The organism is Marinobacter sp. MDS2 (assembly GCF_030718085.1).
GTDB lineage: Bacteria > Pseudomonadota > Gammaproteobacteria > Pseudomonadales > Oleiphilaceae > Marinobacter.
Genome location: NZ_JAVAJF010000001.1, coordinates 2,013,487 through 2,035,162 on the forward strand (window position 1 = coordinate 2,013,487; position 21,676 = coordinate 2,035,162).

The following is a 21,676-nucleotide window of genomic DNA, read 5'->3' on the forward strand; positions in this document are numbered from 1 at the left end:
GCTTTCTAGTATTTCACCAAGGCCTATGAGCCAGGTGGTGTGGGGATGCTTTTCTGCAGGAAAAAAGATGTCTGAGCGAAGCGAGTTATTTTTTCCGAAAGAAAAGTATCCCCATGCCGCCGGGCTCCGCCCCCCAAGCCAGAAGGCTACAAAGAGGCCAACTCCAAAACCGGCCGACGCTGCCCCCGCTCCGAAGTCCACTGCTGCACCGGATCCTTCCGCTCCGGCGCATTCACAAACTCCCGGAAACGCTTGCGCTTTTCCGGATCCTCAACCGCCGTCTTCCACTCACACTGATAGGTATCGACAATCTCTGCCATGTGCTGCTCCAGCTCCGCACCAATACCCAAACTGTCCTCCAGCACCACCTGCTTCAAATACTCCAAACCGCCCTCAAGGTTCTCCAGCCAGACACTGGTCCGTTGCAACCGATCCGCCGTGCGCACGTAAAACATCACAATCCGGTCAATAGCCTGAATCAGCGCCTCATCGGACAAGTCCGTTGCGAACAAATCCGCGTGCCGTGGCCGCATACCGCCATTGCCACACACGTAAAGGTTCCAGCCCTTCTCCGTGGCGATTACCCCGAAGTCTTTGCTTTGCGCCTCGGCACACTCCCGGGTACAGCCCGACACGCCCATCTTCACCTTGTGCGGGGCTCTCAGGCCCTTGTAGCGGCTCTCCAGCAGGATCGCCATGCCGACACTGTCCTGCACACCATAACGGCACCAGGTGCTGCCGACGCACGACTTCACCGTACGCAGCGACTTGCCATAGGCGTGGCCCGTCTCGAAGCCGGCCGCGATCAGCTTTTCCCAGATCTCCGGCAGCTCGCTCAGGGTGGCTCCGAACAGATCGACCCGCTGGCCACCGGTGATCTTGGTGTACAGGTTGTACTCTTTCGCCACTTCGCCCAGCACAATCAGCTTGTCTGGCGTGATCTCGCCTCCCGGAATGCGCGGCACGATCGAGTAAGTGCCGTTCTTCTGCATATTGGCCATGAAGGTATCGTTGGTGTCCTGCAATGGCACATGATCCGTGGCCAGAATGTGATCGTTCCAGCAACTGGCGAGAATAGAGCCCACCGTAGGCTTGCAGATGTCACAGCCCTGACCTTTGCCGTACTGATTCAGCAGGCCGCGGAAGGTGCGAATGCCGTTTACCTTTACCAGATGGAACAGCTCCTGACGGGTGTAAGGGAAGTGCTCGCACAAATCGGTGCAAACCTCCACGCCCCGCTTCTCGAGCTCGCTGTCCACCACCTTCTTCAGCAGCGCGGTACAGCCACCGCAGCCGGTGCTGGCTTTGGTCTCAGCTTTTACGCCACCCAGATCGGTACAGCCGGCATCCAGGGCGCCACAGATGTCGCCTTTGGTAACGTTATGGCAGGAACAGATTGAGGCGGTGTCAGGTAGCGCATCGGCACCCAGGGTGGGTGCGCCGCCTTCGCTTTCGGGCAGAATCAGCACTTCCGGGTTACTGGGAAGGTCCAGACCGTTGAGGGCGTATTGCAGCAAGGTGTCGTAGTGGCTGTTGTCGCCGACCAGAATGGCCCCCAAGAGCTTCTGGCCGTCGGAGCTGACCACCATGCGCCGGTAATGGCCGGTCTGCTCGTCGTGGAAGCGAATGTTGCGCGCTCCCGCGGTCTGGCCGTGAGCATCGCCAATGGAGCCGACATCGACACCCAGCAGTTTCAGTTTGGTGCTCATGTCGGCGCCGGTGAAGGCGGCCTCGGCGTCGTTGTTGAGGGCCGCAGCGAGGGTTCGGGCCATGGTATAGCCCGGCGCTACCAAACCAAAGATTCGGTTATTCCACAGCGCGCATTCGCCGATGGCGTGGATGTGGGCATCGGACGTGGTGCACTGGTTGTTGATGATAATGCCCCCGCGTTCGCCCACGTCCAAACCGCAGTCTCGGGCCAGGGTATCCTGAGGCCGGATACCAGCGGAGAATACGATCAGGTCGGTCTCGAGATGGCTGTCGTCAGAGAAATTCATGCGCAAGCGTGATTCTGTGCCGGGCACAATGGCGGTGGTGGCTTTTTCGGTATGTACCTGAACGCCCAGCTCTTCGATCTTATGCCGCAGCAAAGCGCCGCCTTGGTCATCCAATTGCACCGGCATCAGGCGCGGCGCAAATTCCACCACGCTGGCCTGCAATCCCAGACTTTTGAGGGCATTCGCAGCTTCCAGCCCGAGTAGACCACCGCCCACCACTACGCCAGTTTTGGCGGTGTTGGCGCTGGCGCGAATGGCGTCCAGGTCGTCCAGTGTCCGGTAAACAAAACAGCCGTTGTGATCATTGCCGGCAATCGGGGGGACAAAAGGATAGGAGCCGGTGGCGAGTACCAGCTGGTCATACTGATAGACGCCTTTTGGCGTGCTCACCACCTGATTGTAACGGTCAATGGCGATGACCTGCTCGTTCAGGTGCAGATCAATACCGTTAGCGTCGTACCAGTCCGCTGTACCCATGGCCAGGTCTGCGTGGCTGGAGCCTGCGAAGTATTCGGACAAGTGCACGCGGTCGTAAGCCAGTTGTTTTTCTTCGCCGAACACCAGGATCTGGTACGAATCAGCCGCAGGGGTCTGCACAAACTGCTCGAGAAAGTGATGGCCGACCATGCCATTGCCAATCACGATCAGGGTTTGTTTACTCATGGTGTCTTCCTCTCTCAAGGCAGCGCTCACGCTGCTGCTTCACAATAGGGTTTGCCGAAAGCGATGGTGTTCCGGTAGTCGGTAATGTCCTGCGCGCTGCGAATCAGGTCGGTGTACCAGGCGCCGTTGGCGGTGTCGCCGAGCAACATCGCGCCCACCAGACGATTGTGTTGAATCAACAACCGGCCATAGCGGTGCTTGGGCCTGTCGCGCCATTGAATGGTTTGGGTGTGCGGGCCGGGCTCTACCTGGCCACAGGAATAAATCGGAATGCCGCTGATCTTCAGGCGTGTGGGTATTTGCACCGGGGCAAAGCCCTGGACATCTGCCTGCCGGCACAGGTGTTCGGCGAGAGCTTGGGCCTGATGAAAGCCCGGCTCCACTAACCCGAAGGTTTCGTTGCCGAATTGGCTGCACTCGCCGAGCGCGTAGATGGATGGCTTGGATGTGCGCATCTGGTTGTCTATGCAGATGCCTCTGTCGCAGCGCAAGCCAGCTTCTGCGGCCAGTTGAGTATTCGGAGTAATGCCGGTGGCGATGACAACCAGGTCGGTGGCGAGCACGGTATCGTCGTGCAGTTGCACGGCCCGGATCTGGTTTTTTCCCAACAAGGCTTTGGGGGCGTAGCCCGTCAACACATTGAGGCCACGCTGTTCCAACAGGGCCTTGAGCATCTCGCCGGAGGTTGCGTCGAGTTGCCGGTTCAAAAGTCGGTTGCTGCGGTGCAGAACGGTGACAGCCATGCCTCGTGCACGCAGGCCTTCCGCCGCTTCCAGGCCCAGAAACCCCCCGCCGATCACGACGGCCCGTTGGTCGCTCCCGGCTTTGTCGATCATGGCCCGGGTATCGGCCAGGCTGCGAAACATCCGTACACCGTCCAGTTCTTCACCGGGGAGGCGAAGGCTGGACGGCGTTGAACCGGTAGCCAGTATCAGCTTGCTGTAGGTCTGAACTCGACCCCGGACGGTTACCACACGGTTGTGTTCAACATCGATACGGCTGACCGGTTCGTGGTTGTACACGTCAATCTGGTTTTGCGAGTACCAATCGTCCGGTTTGAGCGCAAGATCGGTCTCGGTGATCTCGTTAGCCAGCAGAGACGAGAGCTGAATGCGGTTGTAAGCAGATACTGGCTCGCCGTTAAAGACGACGATCTTGCTGAAGGGGTGTCCATTGGCGACCAGGTTCTCGATCAGGCGCTGGGCCACCATGCCGTGCCCGCAGATCACCAAAGGGGCGTTCGGGATTGCCGTCATAATGAACTCCTTTCCTGAGACCAAAAAAAACCGGGGCACCGAGCCCTCCTGAGAGAGCGCGGTGAACCGGCGCCAATGCCAACAACAATGATCTTATGGTTCAGCCGTCCGTGGCCGAATCGTCGTCCGTGATGTAATTCACCAATGCGATCTCTGTGCCAGTTTTCAAAAACTATAAATTTCAATGATTTGCCTGAATCGGTTCGGAGTTTCGTGGCTATGACTGCACTTTGATGGGGCGCTGTGCCCGAAGATGAAGCCAATGGGGCTGGCCTGTTAATTGCTCGGTTTGATTGTTGGGTGTGTAAATAAGCCAGGGCGATAACAGGAGTGATAACGTGAGCAAGACATCAGGTTCGGCCAGCCCACAAGCGGCCACCGCCGCTGACTTTCTGATTGCTTCGCGGCAATGCGAAGTTCGAAGTCTCGAGTACTTTTTGTTGATGGGACGGCTGGTCCAGAGCAGCGGGCACCTGATCCACGAGTTGCAGCGAGAACGCGGTGTCACCAGCCTTTTCCTCGGCTCGGAAGGTCGGCACTTCAGGGACGAGCGGGCGAATATCATGGTGCAGACGAATGAACGGGCAAGCCTGTTTGATCAGGCATTACAGGATATTCAACACGAACTGATCAGCCATCCGGTCAGCAGTCCGTTGCTCGGTCATATTGCCAGTGCGCTACATGGTTTGGGGCAGCTTGAGGGCATTCGCGATCGAGTCGAGGAACAGACGATTGCGGTGAACGACGCGGTGGATTGGTTCTGCGATACCATTCATCAGCTGATTACCGTGGTGTGCGAGGCCGCAGATACGGTTGTAGAACCCTCGATTGCCGGTCTGTTGGTTGCCTTGGTGCAAGTGATGACTGGAAAAGAGTATTGCGGGCAGGAGCGGGCGGCGGGCTCAACCGGATTTGCCCGCGGACGCTTTGATCGCGCACTGTCGCGGCGCATGATGCACCTTGTTGAGGCGCAGGATCGGTGCTTTGACGTGTTCGTTGCCCATGCCCCCGCGGACAGCCTCGCACTTTGGCAGCAGCTTCGCGGACACTCTCGGGAACCCGAAATAGAACGGATGCGCCAGATTGCTGTATCCATCGGCCCCTATAAACCGCTGGAACCGCAGTTGGCGAAGCAATGGTTTGCGCTCATGACGGAACGAATGGACGCTCTGAAACAAATCGAGGATTGTGTTGAAAGCGCCTTCCACCAGCGTTGCGTGGAGCGGTATAGCGAAGCCCGGCGTTCGTTAGCAGATCAGGCATCGTTATTGGCATCGCTGGAGCAAGGTGTGCAGACAAACCGGTCGATCCTGGAGTTGATTCAGGAACAGAACCGGAGATTGCAGCAGATGTCCGAAGAGCTGCAGAGCGCGAAAGAAGCACTGGAAGAAAGGCGGGTCCAGGAAAAAGCGGTGCTGATATTAATGCAGCACCGCAAGATTGGAGACGATGAAGCGCACCGGGTGTTGCGCAAGCTGGCGATGGATCAGGGCAAACGTCTGCCCGAGGTGGCTCGTGCGCTGATTGCCATGGCAGGCGTGCTGAATTGAGGGCAGCTGCCCGGGCTCTGCGGCTGCAAAACCCGGGAGAGGGTCATGCAGTGGCTTTCGCCGGAGTTGAATCGGCTGCCGCCGTCTGCTGGTTGTTCCGGCGGCTACTGATGGTTTCGAACTTCCGCTGTTTTTCGTATAGGAATGACAGCACTTCCTGACGGTAGTGAACATATTGTGGGTTATCCGCCAGAGCGACCCGGTCGCGAGGCCGTGGTAATTCGATGCGCAGATCCTCACCGACGGTAGCCGACGGCCCATTGGTCATCATGATGATCCGGTCCGACAGCAGCACCGCCTCGTCGACATCGTGGGTGATCATGATCACGGTGTTGTTTAGCTCCTGCTGAATGTCCATCAGCGAGTCCTGAAGGTGCGCTCGAGTCAGCGCATCCAGTGCCCCGAAAGGTTCGTCCATCAGCAGCACACTAGGCTTCATCGCCAGCGCCCGCGCAATGCCCACCCGCTGAGCCATGCCTCCGGAGATTTCGCCGGGGCGCTTGCCCGCCGCGTGGGCCATATTGACCAGCTCCAGATTATGCAGGATCCACTCTTTGCGTTCCTGTCGGCTCATCGCCTTTTTGAACACTTGCCGGACCGCCAGTTCGACATTTTCGTAAACGGTCAGCCACGGCATCAGAGCGTGGTTCTGGAACACCACGGCGCGCTCCGGGCCGGGGGAATTGACTTCATGCCCGTCCAGTACACAGCCACCTTTCGAGGCTTGCAGCAATCCGGCAACGATGTTCAGGACCGTGGATTTACCACAACCGGAATGCCCGATCAGGGACACGAACTCGCCCTTTTTTATTTTCAGGTTCACGTTATCCAGTGCGATGAACGGTCCTTTTGCGGTATCAAACGCCATTTCAACGCCGGTCAATTCAAGATGTAATTTAGCCATGGAGATCACCTATTTCGCTTACCGGGTGCCCTATCCGGCACCCTTCAGTGTCAGAGTCACAGTGTTGTGTTCAGCGCCCTTCGTTCCAGGCCACCTTTTGTTGAATCAATTGCATTATTCGATCGAGGATGAACCCGATAAACCCGATGGCAAGCACCGCCACCATAATCCGGCTGAGTGACTGGCTACTGCCATTCTGGAACTCGTCCCAGACAAACTTGCCGAGCCCGGGGCTCTGGGCCAGCATTTCGGCGGCGATCAGCACCATCCAGGCAATCCCGAGGGACACTCGAAGGCCGGTAAAAATCATCGGTATGGATGACGGCAGCACCACTTTGCGTACATGGCTCCAGAAGGACAGGTTGAGCACTCTGGATACGTTGAGCAGATCCGGGTTCACCGCCGCAACGCCGACACTGGTGTTGATCAGCGTGGGCCACAAACTGCACAGGGTGACGGTAATCATCGACGTCAGAAACGATTTCTCGAACATTGGGTCGTCGCTGACATAGGTAGCGGAAACCACCATGGTAACCAGTGGCAACCACGCAAGCGGCGACACCGGTTTGAAGACTTGAATCAGCGGGTTCACCGCCGCCTGAAAGTGCTGGTTCAGACCGAATAGAATACCTAACGGGACCGCAATCAGTGCGGCAACCACGAACCCGGACAGCACGGTGATCAGGCTGGTGCCGATCTGGTCCAGAAAGGTTGGCGCGCCCGGGTAGTCGCGAATGCGTACCTCGGCTTCCGGGTTGTCAGCCAGAATCCGCGCGTTGCGCTGTTCTTGCATGGTGACGAATCGGTCCGCTTTTGCTCTCTGGTCCGCGTGCTCTTGCCATAATTGACCGGCTTGCTCCCAGACCTGTACCGGCCCGGGGAAAGCACCCAGCGATGTGTTTACCTGAGGCGCGGCCAAATGCCAGAATCCCACGAACACCAGAATGCCGATGAAAGGAAGCAGCATTTTCCGGCCCGAAGCCGCCAGATTGGCGGGCGCCAGGTTTTCAACCAGCTGTTTGAGACTGAAGCCCATGGACTGACCGAGTTTTCCAGTTATCGAACTCATCTTGGTTCCCCCTTTAAGGCGTCTGGTCAGCTTTCAGACCGATCTCGAAACGATCGATGTAAGCGTTGGGTGTTTTCGGAGTGAATGGCACACCGTCAATTAACGTGCCCTGGAACGGACGCTCGAAGTTCTCGGTGGAAAAGTCCGGGAAGTCGCTGGCGGCCAACAGACCGTCGTCGATCAGTGACTGGGCGGCCTGTGCGTAGATGTCGCCCCGGTAGACTTGTGCGGCGGTTTCCATGTACCAGCTATCGGACTTGGGTTCGGGAATCTGGCCCCATCGACGCATTTGCGACAGGTACCAGATGGCATCGGACGGGTACGGGTAAGTGGCGTGATAGCGGAAGAATACATTGAAATCAGGCACCTCCCGGACATCCCCTTTCTCGTATTCAAAGGTTCCGGTCATGGAGTTGGCGATGACCTCCGGATCGGCACCGACGTAGCTTGATTGGGCAAGAATCTTGACCGCCTCGGCCCGGTTCGCGTTGTTGTTCTCGTCGAGCCAATGGGCAGCCCGGATCAAGGCGCGCAGCAAGCGGAGGTGCGTGTTCGGGTATTTTTGGGCCCACTCTTCGGTGACCCCGAACACCTTTTCCGGGTTGTTCGGCCAGATTTCGTAGTCGGTTATGACCGGCACGCCAATATCCTTGAACACGGCCTGCTGGTTCCAGGGCTCACCCACGCAATAGCCCTGAATAGTGCCGGCTTCCATGGTTGCGGGCATTTGTGGCGGGGGCGTTACCGACAGATGCACATCGGCCTGCAGGGTGCCGCTTGTATCCCCTCTCTGGGGTGCGTAATAGCCGGGGTTTAACCCGCCGGCGGCCAGCCAGTAGCGCAGTTCATAATTGTGGGTCGATACCGGGAAAACCATGCCCATCTTGAAACGCTCGCCTCGATCCCGGTACTGGTCGATGACGGGCTTGAGGGTTGCGGCACTGATGGGATGGGCCGGCTTGTCACCGTCTTTGGCAAGCTGAGGTTTAATGGTTTCCCAGACGTCTTTGGAGACGGTGATGCCATTGCCGTTCAGATCCATACTGAAAGCGGTAATGATGTTGGCCTGGGTGCCATAGCCGATGGACGCACCGAGAGGCTGGCCGGCGAGCATATGGGCGCCATCCAGCTCGGATGTAATCACCCGGTCCAGCAGGACTTTCCAGTTGGCCTGAGCCTCCAGTTCAACGAACAGCCCTTCATCAAGGAAATAGCCCTGCTCCCAGGCGATCGCCAGGGGCGCCATGTCGGTAAGTTTAATAAAGCCGAGTTTGAGGTCTGGCTTTTCTGCAGGGCCGATGTCGCCGTGCGCCAATGAAGCCAATCCCAGCAGCAGTGCCGTTATGCCTGACCGAAAGTGTTCAAGGGTTCTTGCCATGATGTAACTCGCTCTGATCTTCAGCAGTCTCTATAAGCGCAAAGGCGCCTACCCTCCGTCGCCGGAAAGCAGGCGCCTTTGCCTGAGAGAAATGCTGTCGTGTTTTGATGGTTCACAGAGTCTTCAGCATAAGCTGTGCCAGCTCCGGAAAACCCTTGGGATAACTGTGGTTGGGCGGGTGGGCAGAGGAATCAGCGGGCCCCGATGGTCACCTTGGCTTGGCGTGTTCTGGTGCACGAATGCACCTCGTGCACCAGTGTGACTCTTTTCCCGGGGCGGAAATGTGGATTGGTGCGGCCTATCGAGGCTGGCCCTTAAATTGCTTCATTTAGAACAAATGAACAGCTAATGAAGCGACAAAGAGGGTACTCCGTGAGTCGTCATCCGAATACGTCAATCCCCACTGCTACCACTTGCCCATACTGCGGCGTAGGCTGTGGCGTGCTGGCTCGAGCTGATGGTGTTGAAGGTGATCGCCAGCATCCGGCGAATCAAGGTCGTTTGTGTGTGAAAGGTTCGGCACTGCACGAAACGCTGGTGCCCAGTGGCGAGCGCACCTTTAGCCCCAGAGTGGACGGCAGGGACGCCAGTTGGGAGCAAGCTATTGGCCGCGTGGCATCAGCCATCACCGACGCGGTCAGGGAGCACGGCCCGGGATCTGTCGCTTTGTACTTGTCCGGTCAGCTCCTGACCGAGGACTACTATGTGGCCAATAAACTGGCGAAGGGGTTCATCGGCACGCCTCATGTGGATACCAATTCCCGGCTGTGCATGTCGTCTGCGGTGGCAGCCCACAAACGCGCCTTTGGCGAAGATTGCGTGCCGGGCTGTTATGAAGACCTGGAGCTGGCGGATTTGTTGGTATTAGCCGGCAGCAATGCCGCGTGGGCGCACCCGGTGCTGTATCAGCGCATGAAAGCTGCGCAGCGGGACGGCCGAATGGTGGTGGTCATCGACCCTCGGGAAACGGCAACCAGTGAACTCGCAGATTTGCACCTGAAGCTCCGGCCCGGCACCGACACCCTGTTGTTCAACGGCCTTCTGGTGTGGCTGCATGACCGTAAGGCGCTGGATGCCCACTATTTAAAACAGCACTGCACAGGGTTGGAGAGCGCCCTGAAAGCAGCAAGATTGTCAGCGCCCGACACCAAGGCGGTTGCTCACGGCTGTGATCTCGCCGTGGAGGATGTGGAAACCTTTTATCGATGGTTCGCGAAAACCGGGCGAACCGTGACGGCATTTTCGCAGGGCATTAACCAGTCGGTTGCCGGAACGGATAAAGGCAATGCCATCATCAACTGTCATCTGGCCACCGGCCGTGTTGGCAAACCCGGTGCCAGCCCTTTCTCGTTAACCGGCCAGCCTAACGCGATGGGAGGGCGCGAGGTGGGAGGACTGGCGAACACGTTGGCTGCACACATGGAATACGACACGCCAGGAGCGCGACAGCTCATGGCGGAGTTTTGGCAAACCGAACAGCTGGCGGGAGGGCCGGGACACAAAGCCGTGGATTTGTTCGAGGCGGTGCATCGGGGCGAAATCAAAGTGCTCTGGGTGATGGGCACCAATCCGGCCGTGAGCCTGCCTGACAACGCGCGTGTTCGTGAAGCCCTGGCTCGGTGCGACACCGTGATTGTGTCGGACTGCGTCAGTTCAACCGATACCACCGCCTTTGCCGACATCCTTTTGCCTGCTGCGGGCTGGGGCGAGAAAGATGGCACGGTGACCAACTCCGAGCGGCGCATCTCGCGGCAGCGGCGGTTTCTCCCCTTGCCTGCCGGCGTGAAGCCAGACTGGCAGATTATCAGTGAGGTCGGGCAGGCGCTCGGCCACACAGGGGCGTTTGCATACCGCAAACCCGCAGACATCTTCCGGGAGCATGCGGCCTTGTCGGGTTATGGCAACACCGGCACGCGGGTGTTCAATATCGCCGCGCTGGCACAGCTAACGGACGCGGATTATGAACAGATGAAACCGGTGCAGTGGCCGCTGACAATTGGCGAGTCTGGTGCTGTGCGGCAAACACACCGCTTGTTCAGTGCGGGCGGCTTCCCGACCCCGGACGGTCGCGCCCGGCTGATACCCGTAACCATGCAGGCTGCCGGTCAGCAACCCGGGCAACGTTATCCGTTGGTGGTGAATTCCGGTCGTATCCGCGATCAATGGCACACCATGACCCGTACCGGCTTGGCCTCGAAGCTGTTTGCCCATCGGGATGAGCCGTTTATCGAAGTCCATCCTGCGGACATGACGGATGCCAGACTGGTGGAAGGAGGGCTGGCCATGCTGACCGGGCCTTCGGGCCGGTTCGTCGGCCGGGTTCGGGGCACCACCAACCAACGCCAGGGCGAAGTCTTTGTTCCGATCCATTGGAACCGCCAGTTTGCTTCGTCGGCTTTGGCCTCAGACCTCATCGCTTCGACGGTGGATCCGATATCGGGGCAGCCTGAAAGTAAGCACGGGATAGCGGCCGTCACACCCCTGAAGGCGGAGTGGCAGGCGCGGCTCTTGTTACCGCAGCAACAGACTGTCTTACCCACGCCGATGGCCTCAAATTTTGATTACTGGAGTCGCCAGGTGTTGCCGAACAGCACCGGGTGGTGGCTGGCGGGCAGGCACCGGGCAGATTGGTCTGAATTGGGCTGGCAGTGCTTTGGCCGCGAGCCGGAGCTGCTCATGGAAGATGACGCAAGTGGAAGATTCCGAGCGGTTTGGCTCAAGGACGATCGGTTGGAAGCCGTGCTCATGGTGGAGTCGGAAGCCGGCTCGATGCCGGGCGTGGAATGGCTGGATCAATGCTTTGCCCAGACAGGGCCGGCGCTCGAACATCGGTGGTCGTTGCTCGCTGCGGGCAGTGCTGACATTGAACCGGCCGGTGCTCTGGTGTGCAGCTGTTTCCAGGTGGGTGAGAACGCCATAATGCGCGCCATCGAAGCCGGTTGTCACAGTGTCGAAGCGCTGGGTAAGACTTTGAAATGTGGTAGTAACTGTGGCTCTTGCCTGCCCGAAGTGCAGGCTCTGCTCGCTTCAGCGACCGAGCCGGAAGGGTTGCCAACAGACTTGTCAGCCTAGCGGGCTCAGGAGCGAGAAGGGTACACGGTACAGCAGGTTGTGAGGCTGATGGGCGACCTCAACCGTGCAGGTTTTTCGGTTGACCCGGAGTACTTTGCCCTGCTTTTGCTGGTGGCCAGTGCCGAAACAAACCTGATCCCCTGCTTGCCACCGATCAACCTGCAGCGGCTGACTGATCGTCTCAAACGCGGCGCGAGACAGCGTTAGTTCCGCCTCGGTCGCCCGCTCATCCAAATAGTGACGCGTCGCCTCGGCGGCACCGCTGGCGTGCAGCTGGTCCAACACTGCATAAAAGTGCCGGTTGTGAACCGAGCCATAGCGACGTTGCCCGGCGCTGTATTGCAGCAGGTGGGCAAATTCATGGCAACAGGTATGCGCCAGCAAGTTTAACTCACTGACCTTCCCGCCGAAATAACCACGTTCGCGAATTTCCCGGGACGACAGCCAGCCATGGGCGGTTTCCGGCTGGCGCTTGGCTGCAATCATGCGCACACCGTAATTGATCAGGTGCTGTTTGGTGCGTGGATCGTAGCGGTGATAAGTGGCCTGCCCCGAACCAACGCGGAGCACCAGCGCCGCCCGACTGTTGCTCTCACGCACCCAAGCCTGCGCCGGCTGCCAGAGGATGGTCCGGGTGGCCTGGCACATGAGGGTGCCGATATTTTGGCTTGTATGAAGAGAGCTGGACATGAAATCCCCAAGTGTCTGGGGGCATGTTAGACATGAAAACGTGAAGGCTCAATCAAAAACGGCCAGACCGAAGGCCAGCCGTTTTAATTTCATCGAACCTGAGGGATCAGGCTTCGATCGGCGAACGCCAGTCGTCAGCACCGGAAGTACCGGCAACAGCGTGTTCCCAGGTAACCTTGCGGTAGGACAGAGACACGGTGACCAGCTGCGTGAAGTCTGCGTTGGCCGCGTCCTGGCAGTGAGGCATGTTGCAGTCGATATCAATGATGGTGGCATCTTCGAGGATGGTGGAGAAGAAGTGCTCCTGCTTACCTTCCACGGAAGTGCGGTACCACTTCAGTTCAACCTTCGGCAGCATTTCGCCGGAGGCCAGAGCGTTGTACATCAGCGGAGTGGACTTGTTCAGAGCGGAGGTGAACTTGAACGGCTTGTGTACGCGCTGACCAGAAGGCTGACCAGACTGAGGATCCGTCGGAACGGTCACAACGTGGCTGAATTCCTGAACCAGCACTTCGTCTTCGTGACCTTCCACGTAGATGTTACCTACGGAGTCGGAAGTGAACGCACCCGCGGTGATGTTGCCCTGGGTTTTACCTTCAATACTGATATAACAAGGAGTTGGCATTGTCTGCTCCATGACGTGTGAATGAATAATGGTCCGATGGGTGATCCCTGGACGCGGTTATTCATAACAAGGACTGTGCCAGTTTTATAAATGTGTTTTAAAACAAGTAGTTGTTGTAAATCCGGGTAGTATTAAGTGTGGCGTGAGCAAACGATTGCTTGGCCATCGAGCGAGGTCTTGCTGGTCGGGCAAAAGATTGCCCGGCTGTGTTGGCGGCGCCTGGCGTTACCGGAGTTGGAATCGCACTGGTAGTGCGTACGTGAACGTTTCGCCGCGCATCTTTGCAGGAACTTCAGGCAAGGGAGCGGCCTCGGACAGCATTTGTAGTGCGGCGTCGTCGAGCAAGGTATGGCCGGAACTGTCGCGGAGGGAGTGATCAATGAGCGAGCCATCCCGGCGGAATTCGAACACCACAACCGGAGCGCCCTGCTGGCCGAGGCGGCGAGCCCTTCGGGGATAGTTGTAATAGCGGGCCAGGTGCCGGCTGAGTGTGTTCAGATAACTCTGGATTTCAGACGCACTGCCTGCGGTTTGAAGTGGCACGGAGGCTTGTTGCTGTTCGGCCTGGCCTTCTTCGCCGGAAGTTACCGAAGCCTCTGGGGTTGGTGCTTTCGCGGTTTCAGGTACAGAGGGTTCAATCGGGGCTGGCGCAGGCTCCGGGTCCGGCTCAACAATGGGCTCTGGCTCTGGCTCTGGCTCTGGCTCTGGCTCTGGCTCTGGCTCTGGCTCTGGCTCTGGCTCGGGTGTGGGATCTGGTTTAGTGACCGGCTCGGGGGCCGGAGACGATTCAGGCTGCGCAGCAGGCTCCGGAGTGTCGCGACCCGCCAGACTGATTTTAATGGCCGGTGCAGAATTGACCGCGCTGTCGCCGAGTGTAGGCAGTTTCAATGGCTTGCTGGGCGCTGCCAGCACCCAGGCGATCGCTGTGGTGCAGACGGCAATCACTAAAAACAGAAGCTTGATGCCTTTTGGCGTCGGGTTCATGCCCCTGGCTCCGTCAACAGCAACACCTCGGTGTAACCGCCGTCTTCCAGCCGCTGCAGCAGGTGCTCCAGATCGGCCATCGTGAGGCTCTGATCCGCGGCGAGTTTAAGGGGTTCCGAGGGGTTTGGTTCGGGCAGTGCCGACAACAACGATTGTTCCGTCACTGTGGTGCCGCGGACCTGCCATTGGCCATCGGCTTTCACAATCAGATCCGCCTCCGGGGCTTGCTCTTGCTCTGACTGAGCGCCTCCGGGCAATTCCGGAAGAGGTTGTTCGCTTAGTTGCCCTGCCACGATGAAGAACATCAGCAGCAGGAACACCAGATTGATCAGCGGTAACAGCGCGTCTTCAACCCGATCCAACAGCCCCTTGCCGGACGTGGACGGTGGTGGCACCAGCTCAGTCATGGCGTTTCACGCTTCCAGTGGGCGGTAATGTCCGCGCTGTCCAGGGCGCTCAGAGTGCGGGTGAAATCGGCCAGCGCGGAATCTGGCGTCGTGCTCAGGTTGGCTTCGCGGATGCCTGCCGCCTGCAATGCTGGCAGTAGTTCCGACAGTGAATACTGGCTTTCCTGCCACTGTACGGAACCACCGGCGGAGATTTGAAGCTCCGGCAAGGGCTTGCCTGCAACGTTCTGGCGGTCTTTGGTGCTGTTGGCCAATTCAAGATGATCCAGTGGCATCAGCCGGGTGGTCAGCATGAAGAACACCAGCAGAATAAACACCACATCAATCAGTGGCGTAATCCGGATTGGCATTGGGCGGCTAGGCCGTGGCTCAACCAGCTGCATGGGCAAGGCGCGGATTGCTGTCGAAATCGGTGGACGCGTGAGCCTGCTCTTTAAACGGTGCTTCGGTGGTTTTCGGCTCGGCCTTAGCCGGCTCAGGTGCTGTCGTGACCTCCTCAGCCGGTATGACGTTGAAAACACTCACCAGTGCACTGTTGATGGTTTTGTGAATTCGGCGCAGGCGAAACTCGATCCACGCCGCCAGGGCGGCGAACGGAATCGCAACCACCAGCCCGGCCGCCGTGGTGGCCAAGGCTTCGTAAATTCCGCCGCTCAGCTGGCTGGCGTTGGCCCGACCCTCGGTGGCGGCCATGGCGCTGAAGGCTTCCATCATTCCCATCACGGTGCCGAGCAGCCCCAATAAGGGCGCAAGGGCGGCGATCACTTCGATAATTTTGAGGGGGGCTTCAAAGGGCTCGAGCGCATTCTGAGCATCTCGCACTGCGGTTTCTCGCACGGCCGCGAGGTTGTTGCCGGACTGGCAGGCCGACATGGTGCCAACCAGAAGGTGCATCAGGGGGTTGGTGCGACCGAACAGGCCGGCATTGGATCGGGCGGCCTGAACCGGGGTGTCGGAGGGCGATTGTTGCCACTGTGCGATGAGTCGCTGTAAGGATTTATTCAAGCGGGGCGTATAGAAAGCGCCGTACAGCATGAGGTACAGGAAGGTTGCTGCACCAATAAAAGCAATAGCGATCAAAACGACCATCACCGGGCCGCCCATGCTGATTAAATCGGCGAGAGGGCCGTTCTCGGTAAGGGCAGAAATTGTGCCTTGGGATGAAAACATACTGGATGCCCGATCATTGGATAATAGATCGTAATGGTAATGATTATCAGTTGAATTGCAAGTTACGATTCAGTGCTGGGCGGAACCTTGTTTGATTATCCCGTAGCCGCCTGCCACAAGAGCCGCAGGGCCAGTAGCGTGAGCACCACGTTGAAGGCAGTGCTGAACCAGCGGTTGCTCATGGTCTTGAGAATGTGAAGGCCAATCCAGGTGCCTGCAAACCCGCATGCAATCATGGCCAGAATAAACAGCAGCCAGTCGGAAAACACAAAGCCCGCGACGCCGAAAATCAAAGCTTTCGGGGCGTGTTGCAGGGTCATGGCGGTGGCGAAAGTCGAGACGGTTTTGAAACGGTCCTCATGAATCTGCTTGATGAACGCTGCCACCAGCGGGCCGGTGGCGCCGACAAACAGGCTGATGAAGCTGGTTATGCCGGAAGCAATGAAAATACCGGCAGGCCCGAACGAGGTTTTCGGAAGCTTGGGTCCCCAGCACAGATACAACACAAACACGGCAATGGAGAGTTGCCAAAGCTGTGCGGGCATGTCGATCAGCAGCCAGGCACCAAGCACAGCACCCACCAGCACGCCCGGTGTGAATGCGGCGATCACGCGCCAGTCTATGTGGCGCCAGGTCAGTATTGCCCGGCCAGAGTTAGAGCCGAGTTGAATCATGCCGTGAACGGGAATAATGGCGAGTGCGGGCATCCACGACGCCATCAACACCAGCAGCAATACCCCGCCCCCGGCACCCAACATGGCCGTGAGCATCGAGGTCACAACAGAGGCTGATAAAAGGAACAGGGCAGCGCCAAGGCTGAGGGCTTCGGGAAGTAGGGGTAGGTCCATGGTACTCGCTCAGGTAATCACGTAAGCTCCGGAGTTTCCGGTTTATAAGACAAATGTCTATAGGTCTTTAGGTAGATAACAAAAACAGGGCAACCGATGAAACAGTCTGAATATCTGAGATATGACGCCACTGCGTTGGCGGATTTGATGCGCCGGGGCGAAGTGACATCGCAAGAAGTCGTGGAGGCGGCGATCGAGCGCGCCAACACAGTAAACGGAGAGCTGAACGCGATCTGCCAACCTCAGTTCAGTGAAGCCAAGATGCAATCCATCCCGGCTGACGGTCTGTTTTCAGGTGTCCCTTTGCTACTGAAAGATCTGGCTCAGGAACAGGCGGGTTACCCCTGTACCTACGGCAGCCGGGCGTATCGCGACCACGTACCGGCCCGTGATTCGGAATTTGTTCGCCGTGCCCGGAAGGCAGGCTTGTTGTTTCTTGGTCGCACGGCCACGCCTGAGTTTGGTCTGAAAGCCGTGACGGAATCGGAACTGTGGGGCCCCACTCGAAACCCGTGGGACCTCAGCCGAACGCCGGGCGGTTCCAGTGGCGGTTCAGGTGCAGCGGTGGCTGCCGGTATCGTGCCGATGGCAGGTGCTAACGACGGTGGTGGCTCGATTCGTATCCCGGCCGCGTACAACGGTTTGTTCGGTCTGAAGCCGTCGCGGGGACGAATTTCACCGGGGCCTAACGTGGGTGAGGCCTGGACAGGCGCCTCTGCCGATCATGTAGTGACCCGCACGGTGCGAGACAGTGCAGCCATGCTGGACGTGCTGGCGGGGCCGGCCAGCGGCGATCCGTTCAGAATTCCCGAACCGGAAACATCGTGGTTGGAGGCCATGCAGCAATCGCCGGGCAAACTGAAAATTGGCGTGTTTACGTCATCTCCTTACGAAACCGAGGTTGCTCCGGAATGTGTGGCGGCGGTCGAGGAAACCGCCCGAATGCTCGAGAACATGGGCCACGAGGTGGAATACGCTCGCCCCGAATTTGATGGCCTGGCACTCGCCCGCTGTTATCTCTCGTTGTACTTTGGCGAGGTGTCGGTAATGGCTCAACGAGCCAAAGAACAGTATGGCGCGACCGACAAAGACCTGGAGCTGGATACTCGCCTGCTGGCGATGCTGGGTAACACCATGCCCTTGCCTGACTATGTTGCGCGTCGTCAGCAGTGGAACGACTTTGCCCGTGCGCTGGGGGCGTATTTCGACCGTTTTGATTTGTATCTGTGCCCCACAGCGGGACAACTTCCGGCCAGAATAGGTGAGCTCGACACGCCGGCGCATCTGAAAGTCGCGGCCAAACTGATGTTGGCGCTGAAGGCCGGTAAGCTGGTGCACCGCAGCGGGCAGGTCGATCAGATTGCCATGGAGAGCCTGGCTCGCACCCCGTTCACCCAGTTGGCCAACCTCACTGGCACGCCGGCTATGTCAGTACCCATGCATTGGACCCAAAGTGGCCTGCCCGTCGGTGTCCAGTTTGGTGCCGCGCATGGTGGTGAGGCCCGATTGTTGCAACTCGCGGCCCAGTTAGAAGAAGTTAATCCGTGGTTTGAGAACTATGAGCGCCTGAACGACGTATTCTGAATAACCCTGCAGGATTTGGGCGCAGGGTTGAGATCTGCGCCCAAGCCCCCACGTTTATCTTTTCTACAGTGAACACGCTATGCTGTAAGTCAGGGGTCAGGTCCCCTGACCACTCTGATGGCATCGAGGAGGCAAGCATCTTATGAACCAATCGATGGCAATCGACGATCTGGTATCCGTAGCACAGGCGGAAGCCATGGGGGAGTTAGATGCCCCGATGATGGCGATCGTTCTGTCCAGTGACCAAAGCTATGACCTACCCATCCAATCTCTGGAGACCGATGCCGACAAGGCCCGTTGGGGTTTGATTCTGCGGGCTGCTCGTGAGCACGTCGAAGCGGATGCCGTGGCCGTTCTGTATCCCGCGTGGACTACCGTGCGACGCAAGCCGACCGCTGATCAAGCGCAGGAAGACGTCGCTGACGATGATGAGAACCCGGAAGACGATGCCGGCCCAATCGATACCCTGTTTGTGCAGCTGCACACCCGGGAGAGAATCTATTGGCGGGGCTTTGAGCAAATTCGTGATCCGAGACACCAGCGTATTATCGGTTTTCGACGGATCAAAGCGCTGTCCTCTGATTATGACCGGGACAGCGCTCCCAACATCGCAGCATGGTTGAACACCCTGTTTGAGCCCTTGCCCGACGAAGGTGAAGAAACCGATATTGATCGGGAGTTGGCAGACCTGCTGGAAGAGCCGGAAGTCAGTGCCGCCCTTTACCCAAGGCAGTTGCGCTCCTTGCACTGATCAGAGCGGGGTGCTTCCTGCTCTGCGTACGGGCAACTACCCACAAACGGCCCTTGGACAGTGGTTCGGGTTTGGCTGCCGAATACGTTATAATCGGCGGCTTTCACTCTGCCCCACGACGCTTTGACGAAAGCGCTTATCCAAGGCACTGACCATGATTGTATTTGACGAGGTAAGAAAGTCGTACCAGGTAGGTGGCCGGGACATTCCCGCGTTGCGCCCGACCAGTATGACCATCGAAACCGGTGAAGTTTTTGGCATTGTTGGCCATTCCGGCGCAGGCAAGTCCACACTGATTCGGTTGATTAACAAGCTCGAGCCGGTTTCCGGTGGCCGGATTCTGATCGAAGGCGAAGACATCACCGGCTATTCCTCAGCGGAGCTTCGCGCTTTTCGCCGCAAAGTGGGGATGATTTTTCAGCACTTTAACTTGCTGTCATCAAAGACGGTTGCCGATAACATCGCGTTTCCGATGAAGCTGGCGGGCATCTACAGCAAAACCGAGATCCGGGAGCGGGTGGAAGAGCTATTGGCCCGGGTGAGCCTGAGCGATCATGCCGATAAATACCCCTCGCAGTTGTCTGGCGGGCAGAAGCAGCGTGTAGGCATTGCCCGGGCGTTGGCCTGCCGACCGACGGTCTTGTTGTGTGACGAGGCTACCAGCGCTTTGGACCCCCAAACGACGCAGTCGGTTCTGAAGTTGCTGGCAGACATCAACAAAGAGCTGGGCCTGACCATTGTGCTGATTACCCACGAGATGGACGTGGTGCGCCGGGTTTGCGATCGCGTTGCGGTGATGGATGCGGGGCGCGTGGTGGAAATGGGGCCGGTCAGCGAAGTCTTCCTGCACCCTCAGCACCCCACCACCCGGGACTTCGTGCTGGAAAGCGAGAGCATCGACGGCGATGAGCTGCAGGAAAACCTGCAGAAGGCGGAAGGCCGGATTTTGCGCCTGACCTTCAAGGGCGAGTCTACCTACAAGCCTTTGTTGGGCAACGTGGCCAGACAGTCCGGTGTTGATTTCAGCATCTTGTCCGGTCGTATCGACCATATTAAAGACACGCCCTATGGCCAGCTGACCCTCTCACTGATCGGCGGCGATGTCGAGGTGGCACTGAAAGCCCTCGAAGCCGCAGATGTACATGTGGAGGTGGTGCGCTGATGGAAGCTTTAATGGAAAGCCTGATGGGCAACGTGGATTGGGCCGAGATTGGTATCGCCAGCTGGGACACGCTGGTAATGGTGGGTATGTCGCTGCTGTTCAGCGTGTTGATCGGGTTACCGATTGGTGTGCTGTTGTTCCTGTTCGGCAAGCGCCAGTTGCTGGAACAGCCGGTGGCCTATGCTGTGCTGTCGTTTGTGGTCAACGTACTGCGGTCGGTGCCGTTTATCATTCTATTGATCGTGATGATTCCGTTCACGGTGATGCTGATCGGCACCTCTCTGGGTGTGGCCGGTGCAATTCCACCGCTGGTGGCGGGTGGTGCGCCGTTCTTTGCCCGCTTGGTTGAAACGTCACTTCGGGAAGTAGACCGGGGCATTATCGAAGCCACACAGGCGATGGGCGCGAACATCCGACAGATCGTATTCGGCGCCTTGCTGCCGGAAGCACTTCCGGGCATCATCGCGGGTATTACCGTTACGGCGATCACATTGGTTTCTTATGCCGCTATGTCCGGTGTTATCGGCGGTGGCGGCTTGGGCGATCTGGCCATTCGATTCGGTTACCAGCGTTTCCAAACCGATGTGATGGTTATTACCGTCGCTCTGCTGGTGATTTTCGTGCAGTTGCTGCAAATGGCGGGTGATCGTCTGGTGCTGTATTTCAGTCGTAAGTAATCAAGAATAATGAGCTTTTAAAGCAGGAGTATGTGTAGATGAATCTGAAGAAAACACTGGTGGCTTTGGCCGCCGCTGCGACTTTTTCAACCGCGGTATCCGCAGAGTCACTGTCTGTAGCCGCCACTCCGGTACCTCACGCCGAGCTGCTGGAATTTGTGAAGCCAGCACTGGCGGAACAAGGCGTAGAGCTGGACGTGAAAGTGTTCACCGACTACGTTCAACCAAACATCCAGGTTGACCAAAAGCGGATGGATGCGAACTTTTTCCAGCACCAGCCGTACCTGGATGAATTCAATGATGGCCGTGGCACCAGCCTGGTCACCGTAACGGGCGTGCACGTTGAGCCGTTCGGTGCCTATTCCACCAAGATCGAGTCTCTGGACGATCTGGAAGAAGGTGCGGTTGTGGCTATTCCGAACGATCCCACCAACGGTGGCCGTGCCTTGTTGCTGCTTCAGAAAGCCGGTCTGATCACTCTGAAAGATGAAAGCAAGATCACTGCAACGCCGCGTGATATTGCCGACAACCCGAAAGATCTGGACTTCAAAGAGCTGGAAGCCGCCACTCTGCCGCGTATCCTGAATCAAGTTGACGTTGCCCTGATCAACACCAACTACGCGCTGGAAGCAGGTCTGAATCCGTCTGAAGACGCCCTGATTATTGAGGGTTCCGAGTCTCCGTACGTCAACATTCTGGTTGCGCGTCCGGACAACAAAGACAGCGAAGCCATGCAGAAGCTGGCCAACGCATTGAAATCCGATGCGGTTAAAGACTTCATCAAGGAAAAATACGAGGGCGCGGTTGTTCCGGCTTTCTAAGCACCGGCGATTGCTAACTTGTTGATACCAAAAAGGGCAGGTGCTTCACCTGCCCTTTTTGCGTTTAT

General features: G+C 58.0%; 19 protein-coding genes. 7 read left to right on the top strand and 12 right to left on the bottom strand.

Annotated elements, in window-relative coordinates:
• Positions 1-146: 146 nt before the first annotated feature.
• Positions 147-2,660 (bottom strand): nitrite reductase large subunit NirB, encoded by a 2,514-nt coding sequence (nirB, locus tag Q9245_RS09450; protein ID WP_305896893.1) that lies wholly within the window; start codon positions 2,658-2,660, stop codon positions 147-149.
• A 26-nt stretch (positions 2,661-2,686) separates the two neighbouring features.
• Entirely contained in the window at positions 2,687-3,916 is a 1,230-nt protein-coding gene (locus Q9245_RS09455) for an NAD(P)/FAD-dependent oxidoreductase (RefSeq protein WP_305896894.1), read from the bottom strand.
• Positions 3,917-4,254: 338 nt separating this feature from the next.
• Between Q9245_RS09455 and Q9245_RS09460 the strand changes: the two genes are divergently transcribed.
• Entirely contained in the window at positions 4,255-5,466 is a 1,212-nt protein-coding gene (locus Q9245_RS09460; protein WP_305896895.1) for a nitrate regulatory protein, read from the top strand.
• A gap of 43 nt (positions 5,467-5,509) precedes the next feature.
• Here Q9245_RS09460 and Q9245_RS09465 read toward each other — a convergent pair whose 3' ends face one another.
• From Q9245_RS09465 to Q9245_RS09475, 3 genes are all read right to left on the bottom strand, one after another.
• Positions 5,510-6,370 carry an ABC transporter ATP-binding protein gene (locus Q9245_RS09465; protein WP_305896896.1) on the bottom strand — a complete coding sequence of 287 codons (861 nt, stop codon included), beginning with the start codon at positions 6,368-6,370 and terminating at the stop codon, positions 5,510-5,512.
• Between the two features lie 70 nt (positions 6,371-6,440).
• Entirely contained in the window at positions 6,441-7,439 is a 999-nt protein-coding gene (locus Q9245_RS09470; RefSeq protein WP_305896897.1) for an ABC transporter permease, read from the bottom strand.
• A 13-nt stretch (positions 7,440-7,452) separates the two neighbouring features.
• On the bottom strand, positions 7,453-8,817 hold the full coding sequence (locus Q9245_RS09475; protein WP_305896898.1) for a CmpA/NrtA family ABC transporter substrate-binding protein: 1,365 nt from the start codon (positions 8,815-8,817) through the stop codon (positions 7,453-7,455).
• A 372-nt stretch (positions 8,818-9,189) separates the two neighbouring features.
• On the opposite strand from Q9245_RS09475, the gene Q9245_RS09480 reads away from it, so the two are divergent.
• Entirely contained in the window at positions 9,190-11,889 is a 2,700-nt protein-coding gene (locus Q9245_RS09480) for a nitrate reductase (RefSeq protein ID WP_305896899.1), read from the top strand.
• On the opposite strand, the gene Q9245_RS09485 is transcribed toward Q9245_RS09480, so the two are convergent.
• The 7 genes from Q9245_RS09485 to Q9245_RS09515 form a co-directional block, all read right to left on the bottom strand.
• Positions 11,881-12,579, bottom strand: a complete 699-nt coding sequence (locus Q9245_RS09485) for a hypothetical protein (RefSeq protein ID WP_305896900.1) — start codon at positions 12,577-12,579, stop codon at positions 11,881-11,883. The two genes, Q9245_RS09480 and Q9245_RS09485, sit on opposite strands and share 9 nt — an antisense overlap.
• Positions 12,580-12,685: 106 nt before the next feature.
• Complete coding sequence (locus tag Q9245_RS09490) at positions 12,686-13,204, bottom strand: Hcp family type VI secretion system effector (RefSeq protein ID WP_058342275.1); 519 nt, start codon at positions 13,202-13,204, stop codon at positions 12,686-12,688.
• A 225-nt stretch (positions 13,205-13,429) separates the two neighbouring features.
• On the bottom strand, positions 13,430-14,188 hold the full coding sequence (locus Q9245_RS09495; protein WP_305896901.1) for an energy transducer TonB: 759 nt from the start codon (positions 14,186-14,188) through the stop codon (positions 13,430-13,432).
• Positions 14,185-14,595 carry a biopolymer transporter ExbD gene (locus Q9245_RS09500; RefSeq protein WP_305896902.1) on the bottom strand — a complete coding sequence of 137 codons (411 nt, stop codon included), beginning with the start codon at positions 14,593-14,595 and terminating at the stop codon, positions 14,185-14,187. The genes Q9245_RS09495 and Q9245_RS09500 overlap by 4 nt, the downstream gene beginning before the upstream one ends.
• Entirely contained in the window at positions 14,592-14,945 is a 354-nt protein-coding gene (locus Q9245_RS09505; protein WP_305896903.1) for a biopolymer transporter ExbD, read from the bottom strand. Before Q9245_RS09505 ends, Q9245_RS09500 begins: the two co-directional genes overlap by 4 nt.
• Before the next feature lie 19 nt (positions 14,946-14,964).
• The gene (locus Q9245_RS09510) at positions 14,965-15,765 is read right to left on the bottom strand and encodes a MotA/TolQ/ExbB proton channel family protein (protein WP_305896904.1); all 801 of its coding nucleotides are present in this window, start codon (positions 15,763-15,765) and stop codon (positions 14,965-14,967) included.
• Between the two features lie 95 nt (positions 15,766-15,860).
• On the bottom strand, positions 15,861-16,613 hold the full coding sequence (locus Q9245_RS09515; protein WP_305896905.1) for a sulfite exporter TauE/SafE family protein: 753 nt from the start codon (positions 16,611-16,613) through the stop codon (positions 15,861-15,863).
• Positions 16,614-16,709: 96 nt separating this feature from the next.
• On the opposite strand from Q9245_RS09515, the gene Q9245_RS09520 reads away from it, so the two are divergent.
• The 5 genes from Q9245_RS09520 to Q9245_RS09540 all read left to right on the top strand — a co-directional run bounded on the left by Q9245_RS09520 (position 16,710) and on the right by Q9245_RS09540 (position 21,608).
• On the top strand, positions 16,710-18,197 hold the full coding sequence (locus Q9245_RS09520) for an amidase (RefSeq protein WP_305896906.1): 1,488 nt from the start codon (positions 16,710-16,712) through the stop codon (positions 18,195-18,197).
• A gap of 142 nt (positions 18,198-18,339) precedes the next feature.
• On the top strand, positions 18,340-18,948 hold the full coding sequence (locus Q9245_RS09525; protein WP_305896907.1) for a hypothetical protein: 609 nt from the start codon (positions 18,340-18,342) through the stop codon (positions 18,946-18,948).
• A gap of 154 nt (positions 18,949-19,102) precedes the next feature.
• Complete coding sequence (locus tag Q9245_RS09530) at positions 19,103-20,110, top strand: methionine ABC transporter ATP-binding protein (RefSeq protein ID WP_305896908.1); 1,008 nt, start codon at positions 19,103-19,105, stop codon at positions 20,108-20,110.
• Positions 20,110-20,787 (top strand): methionine ABC transporter permease, encoded by a 678-nt coding sequence (locus Q9245_RS09535; protein ID WP_199005419.1) that lies wholly within the window; start codon positions 20,110-20,112, stop codon positions 20,785-20,787. Before Q9245_RS09530 ends, Q9245_RS09535 begins: the two co-directional genes overlap by 1 nt.
• Positions 20,788-20,825: 38 nt before the next feature.
• Entirely contained in the window at positions 20,826-21,608 is a 783-nt protein-coding gene (locus tag Q9245_RS09540) for a MetQ/NlpA family ABC transporter substrate-binding protein (RefSeq protein WP_305896909.1), read from the top strand.
• Positions 21,609-21,676 lie beyond the last annotated feature (68 nt).

Coding starts and splice junctions, on each gene's coding strand:
- Q9245_RS09495 (WP_305896901.1), bottom strand. CDS start 14,188: ATGAACCCGACGCCAAAAGGCATCAAGCTTCTGTTTTTAGTGATTGCC.
- Q9245_RS09510 (WP_305896904.1), bottom strand. CDS start 15,765: ATGTTTTCATCCCAAGGCACAATTTCTGCCCTTACCGAGAACGGCCCT.
- Q9245_RS09525 (WP_305896907.1), top strand. CDS start 18,340: ATGAACCAATCGATGGCAATCGACGATCTGGTATCCGTAGCACAGGCG.
- Q9245_RS09485 (WP_305896900.1), bottom strand. CDS start 12,579: ATGTCCAGCTCTCTTCATACAAGCCAAAATATCGGCACCCTCATGTGC.
- Q9245_RS09520 (WP_305896906.1), top strand. CDS start 16,710: ATGAAACAGTCTGAATATCTGAGATATGACGCCACTGCGTTGGCGGAT.
- Q9245_RS09500 (WP_305896902.1), bottom strand. CDS start 14,595: ATGACTGAGCTGGTGCCACCACCGTCCACGTCCGGCAAGGGGCTGTTG.
- Q9245_RS09530 (WP_305896908.1), top strand. CDS start 19,103: ATGATTGTATTTGACGAGGTAAGAAAGTCGTACCAGGTAGGTGGCCGG.
- Q9245_RS09505 (WP_305896903.1), bottom strand. CDS start 14,945: ATGCCAATCCGGATTACGCCACTGATTGATGTGGTGTTTATTCTGCTG.
- Q9245_RS09465 (WP_305896896.1), bottom strand. CDS start 6,370: ATGGCTAAATTACATCTTGAATTGACCGGCGTTGAAATGGCGTTTGAT.
- Q9245_RS09540 (WP_305896909.1), top strand. CDS start 20,826: ATGAATCTGAAGAAAACACTGGTGGCTTTGGCCGCCGCTGCGACTTTT.
- Q9245_RS09515 (WP_305896905.1), bottom strand. CDS start 16,613: ATGGACCTACCCCTACTTCCCGAAGCCCTCAGCCTTGGCGCTGCCCTG.
- Q9245_RS09475 (WP_305896898.1), bottom strand. CDS start 8,817: ATGGCAAGAACCCTTGAACACTTTCGGTCAGGCATAACGGCACTGCTG.
- Q9245_RS09535 (WP_199005419.1), top strand. CDS start 20,110: ATGGAAGCTTTAATGGAAAGCCTGATGGGCAACGTGGATTGGGCCGAG.
- Q9245_RS09455 (WP_305896894.1), bottom strand. CDS start 3,916: ATGACGGCAATCCCGAACGCCCCTTTGGTGATCTGCGGGCACGGCATG.
- Q9245_RS09470 (WP_305896897.1), bottom strand. CDS start 7,439: ATGAGTTCGATAACTGGAAAACTCGGTCAGTCCATGGGCTTCAGTCTC.
- Q9245_RS09490 (WP_058342275.1), bottom strand. CDS start 13,204: ATGCCAACTCCTTGTTATATCAGTATTGAAGGTAAAACCCAGGGCAAC.
- nirB (WP_305896893.1), bottom strand. CDS start 2,660: ATGAGTAAACAAACCCTGATCGTGATTGGCAATGGCATGGTCGGCCAT.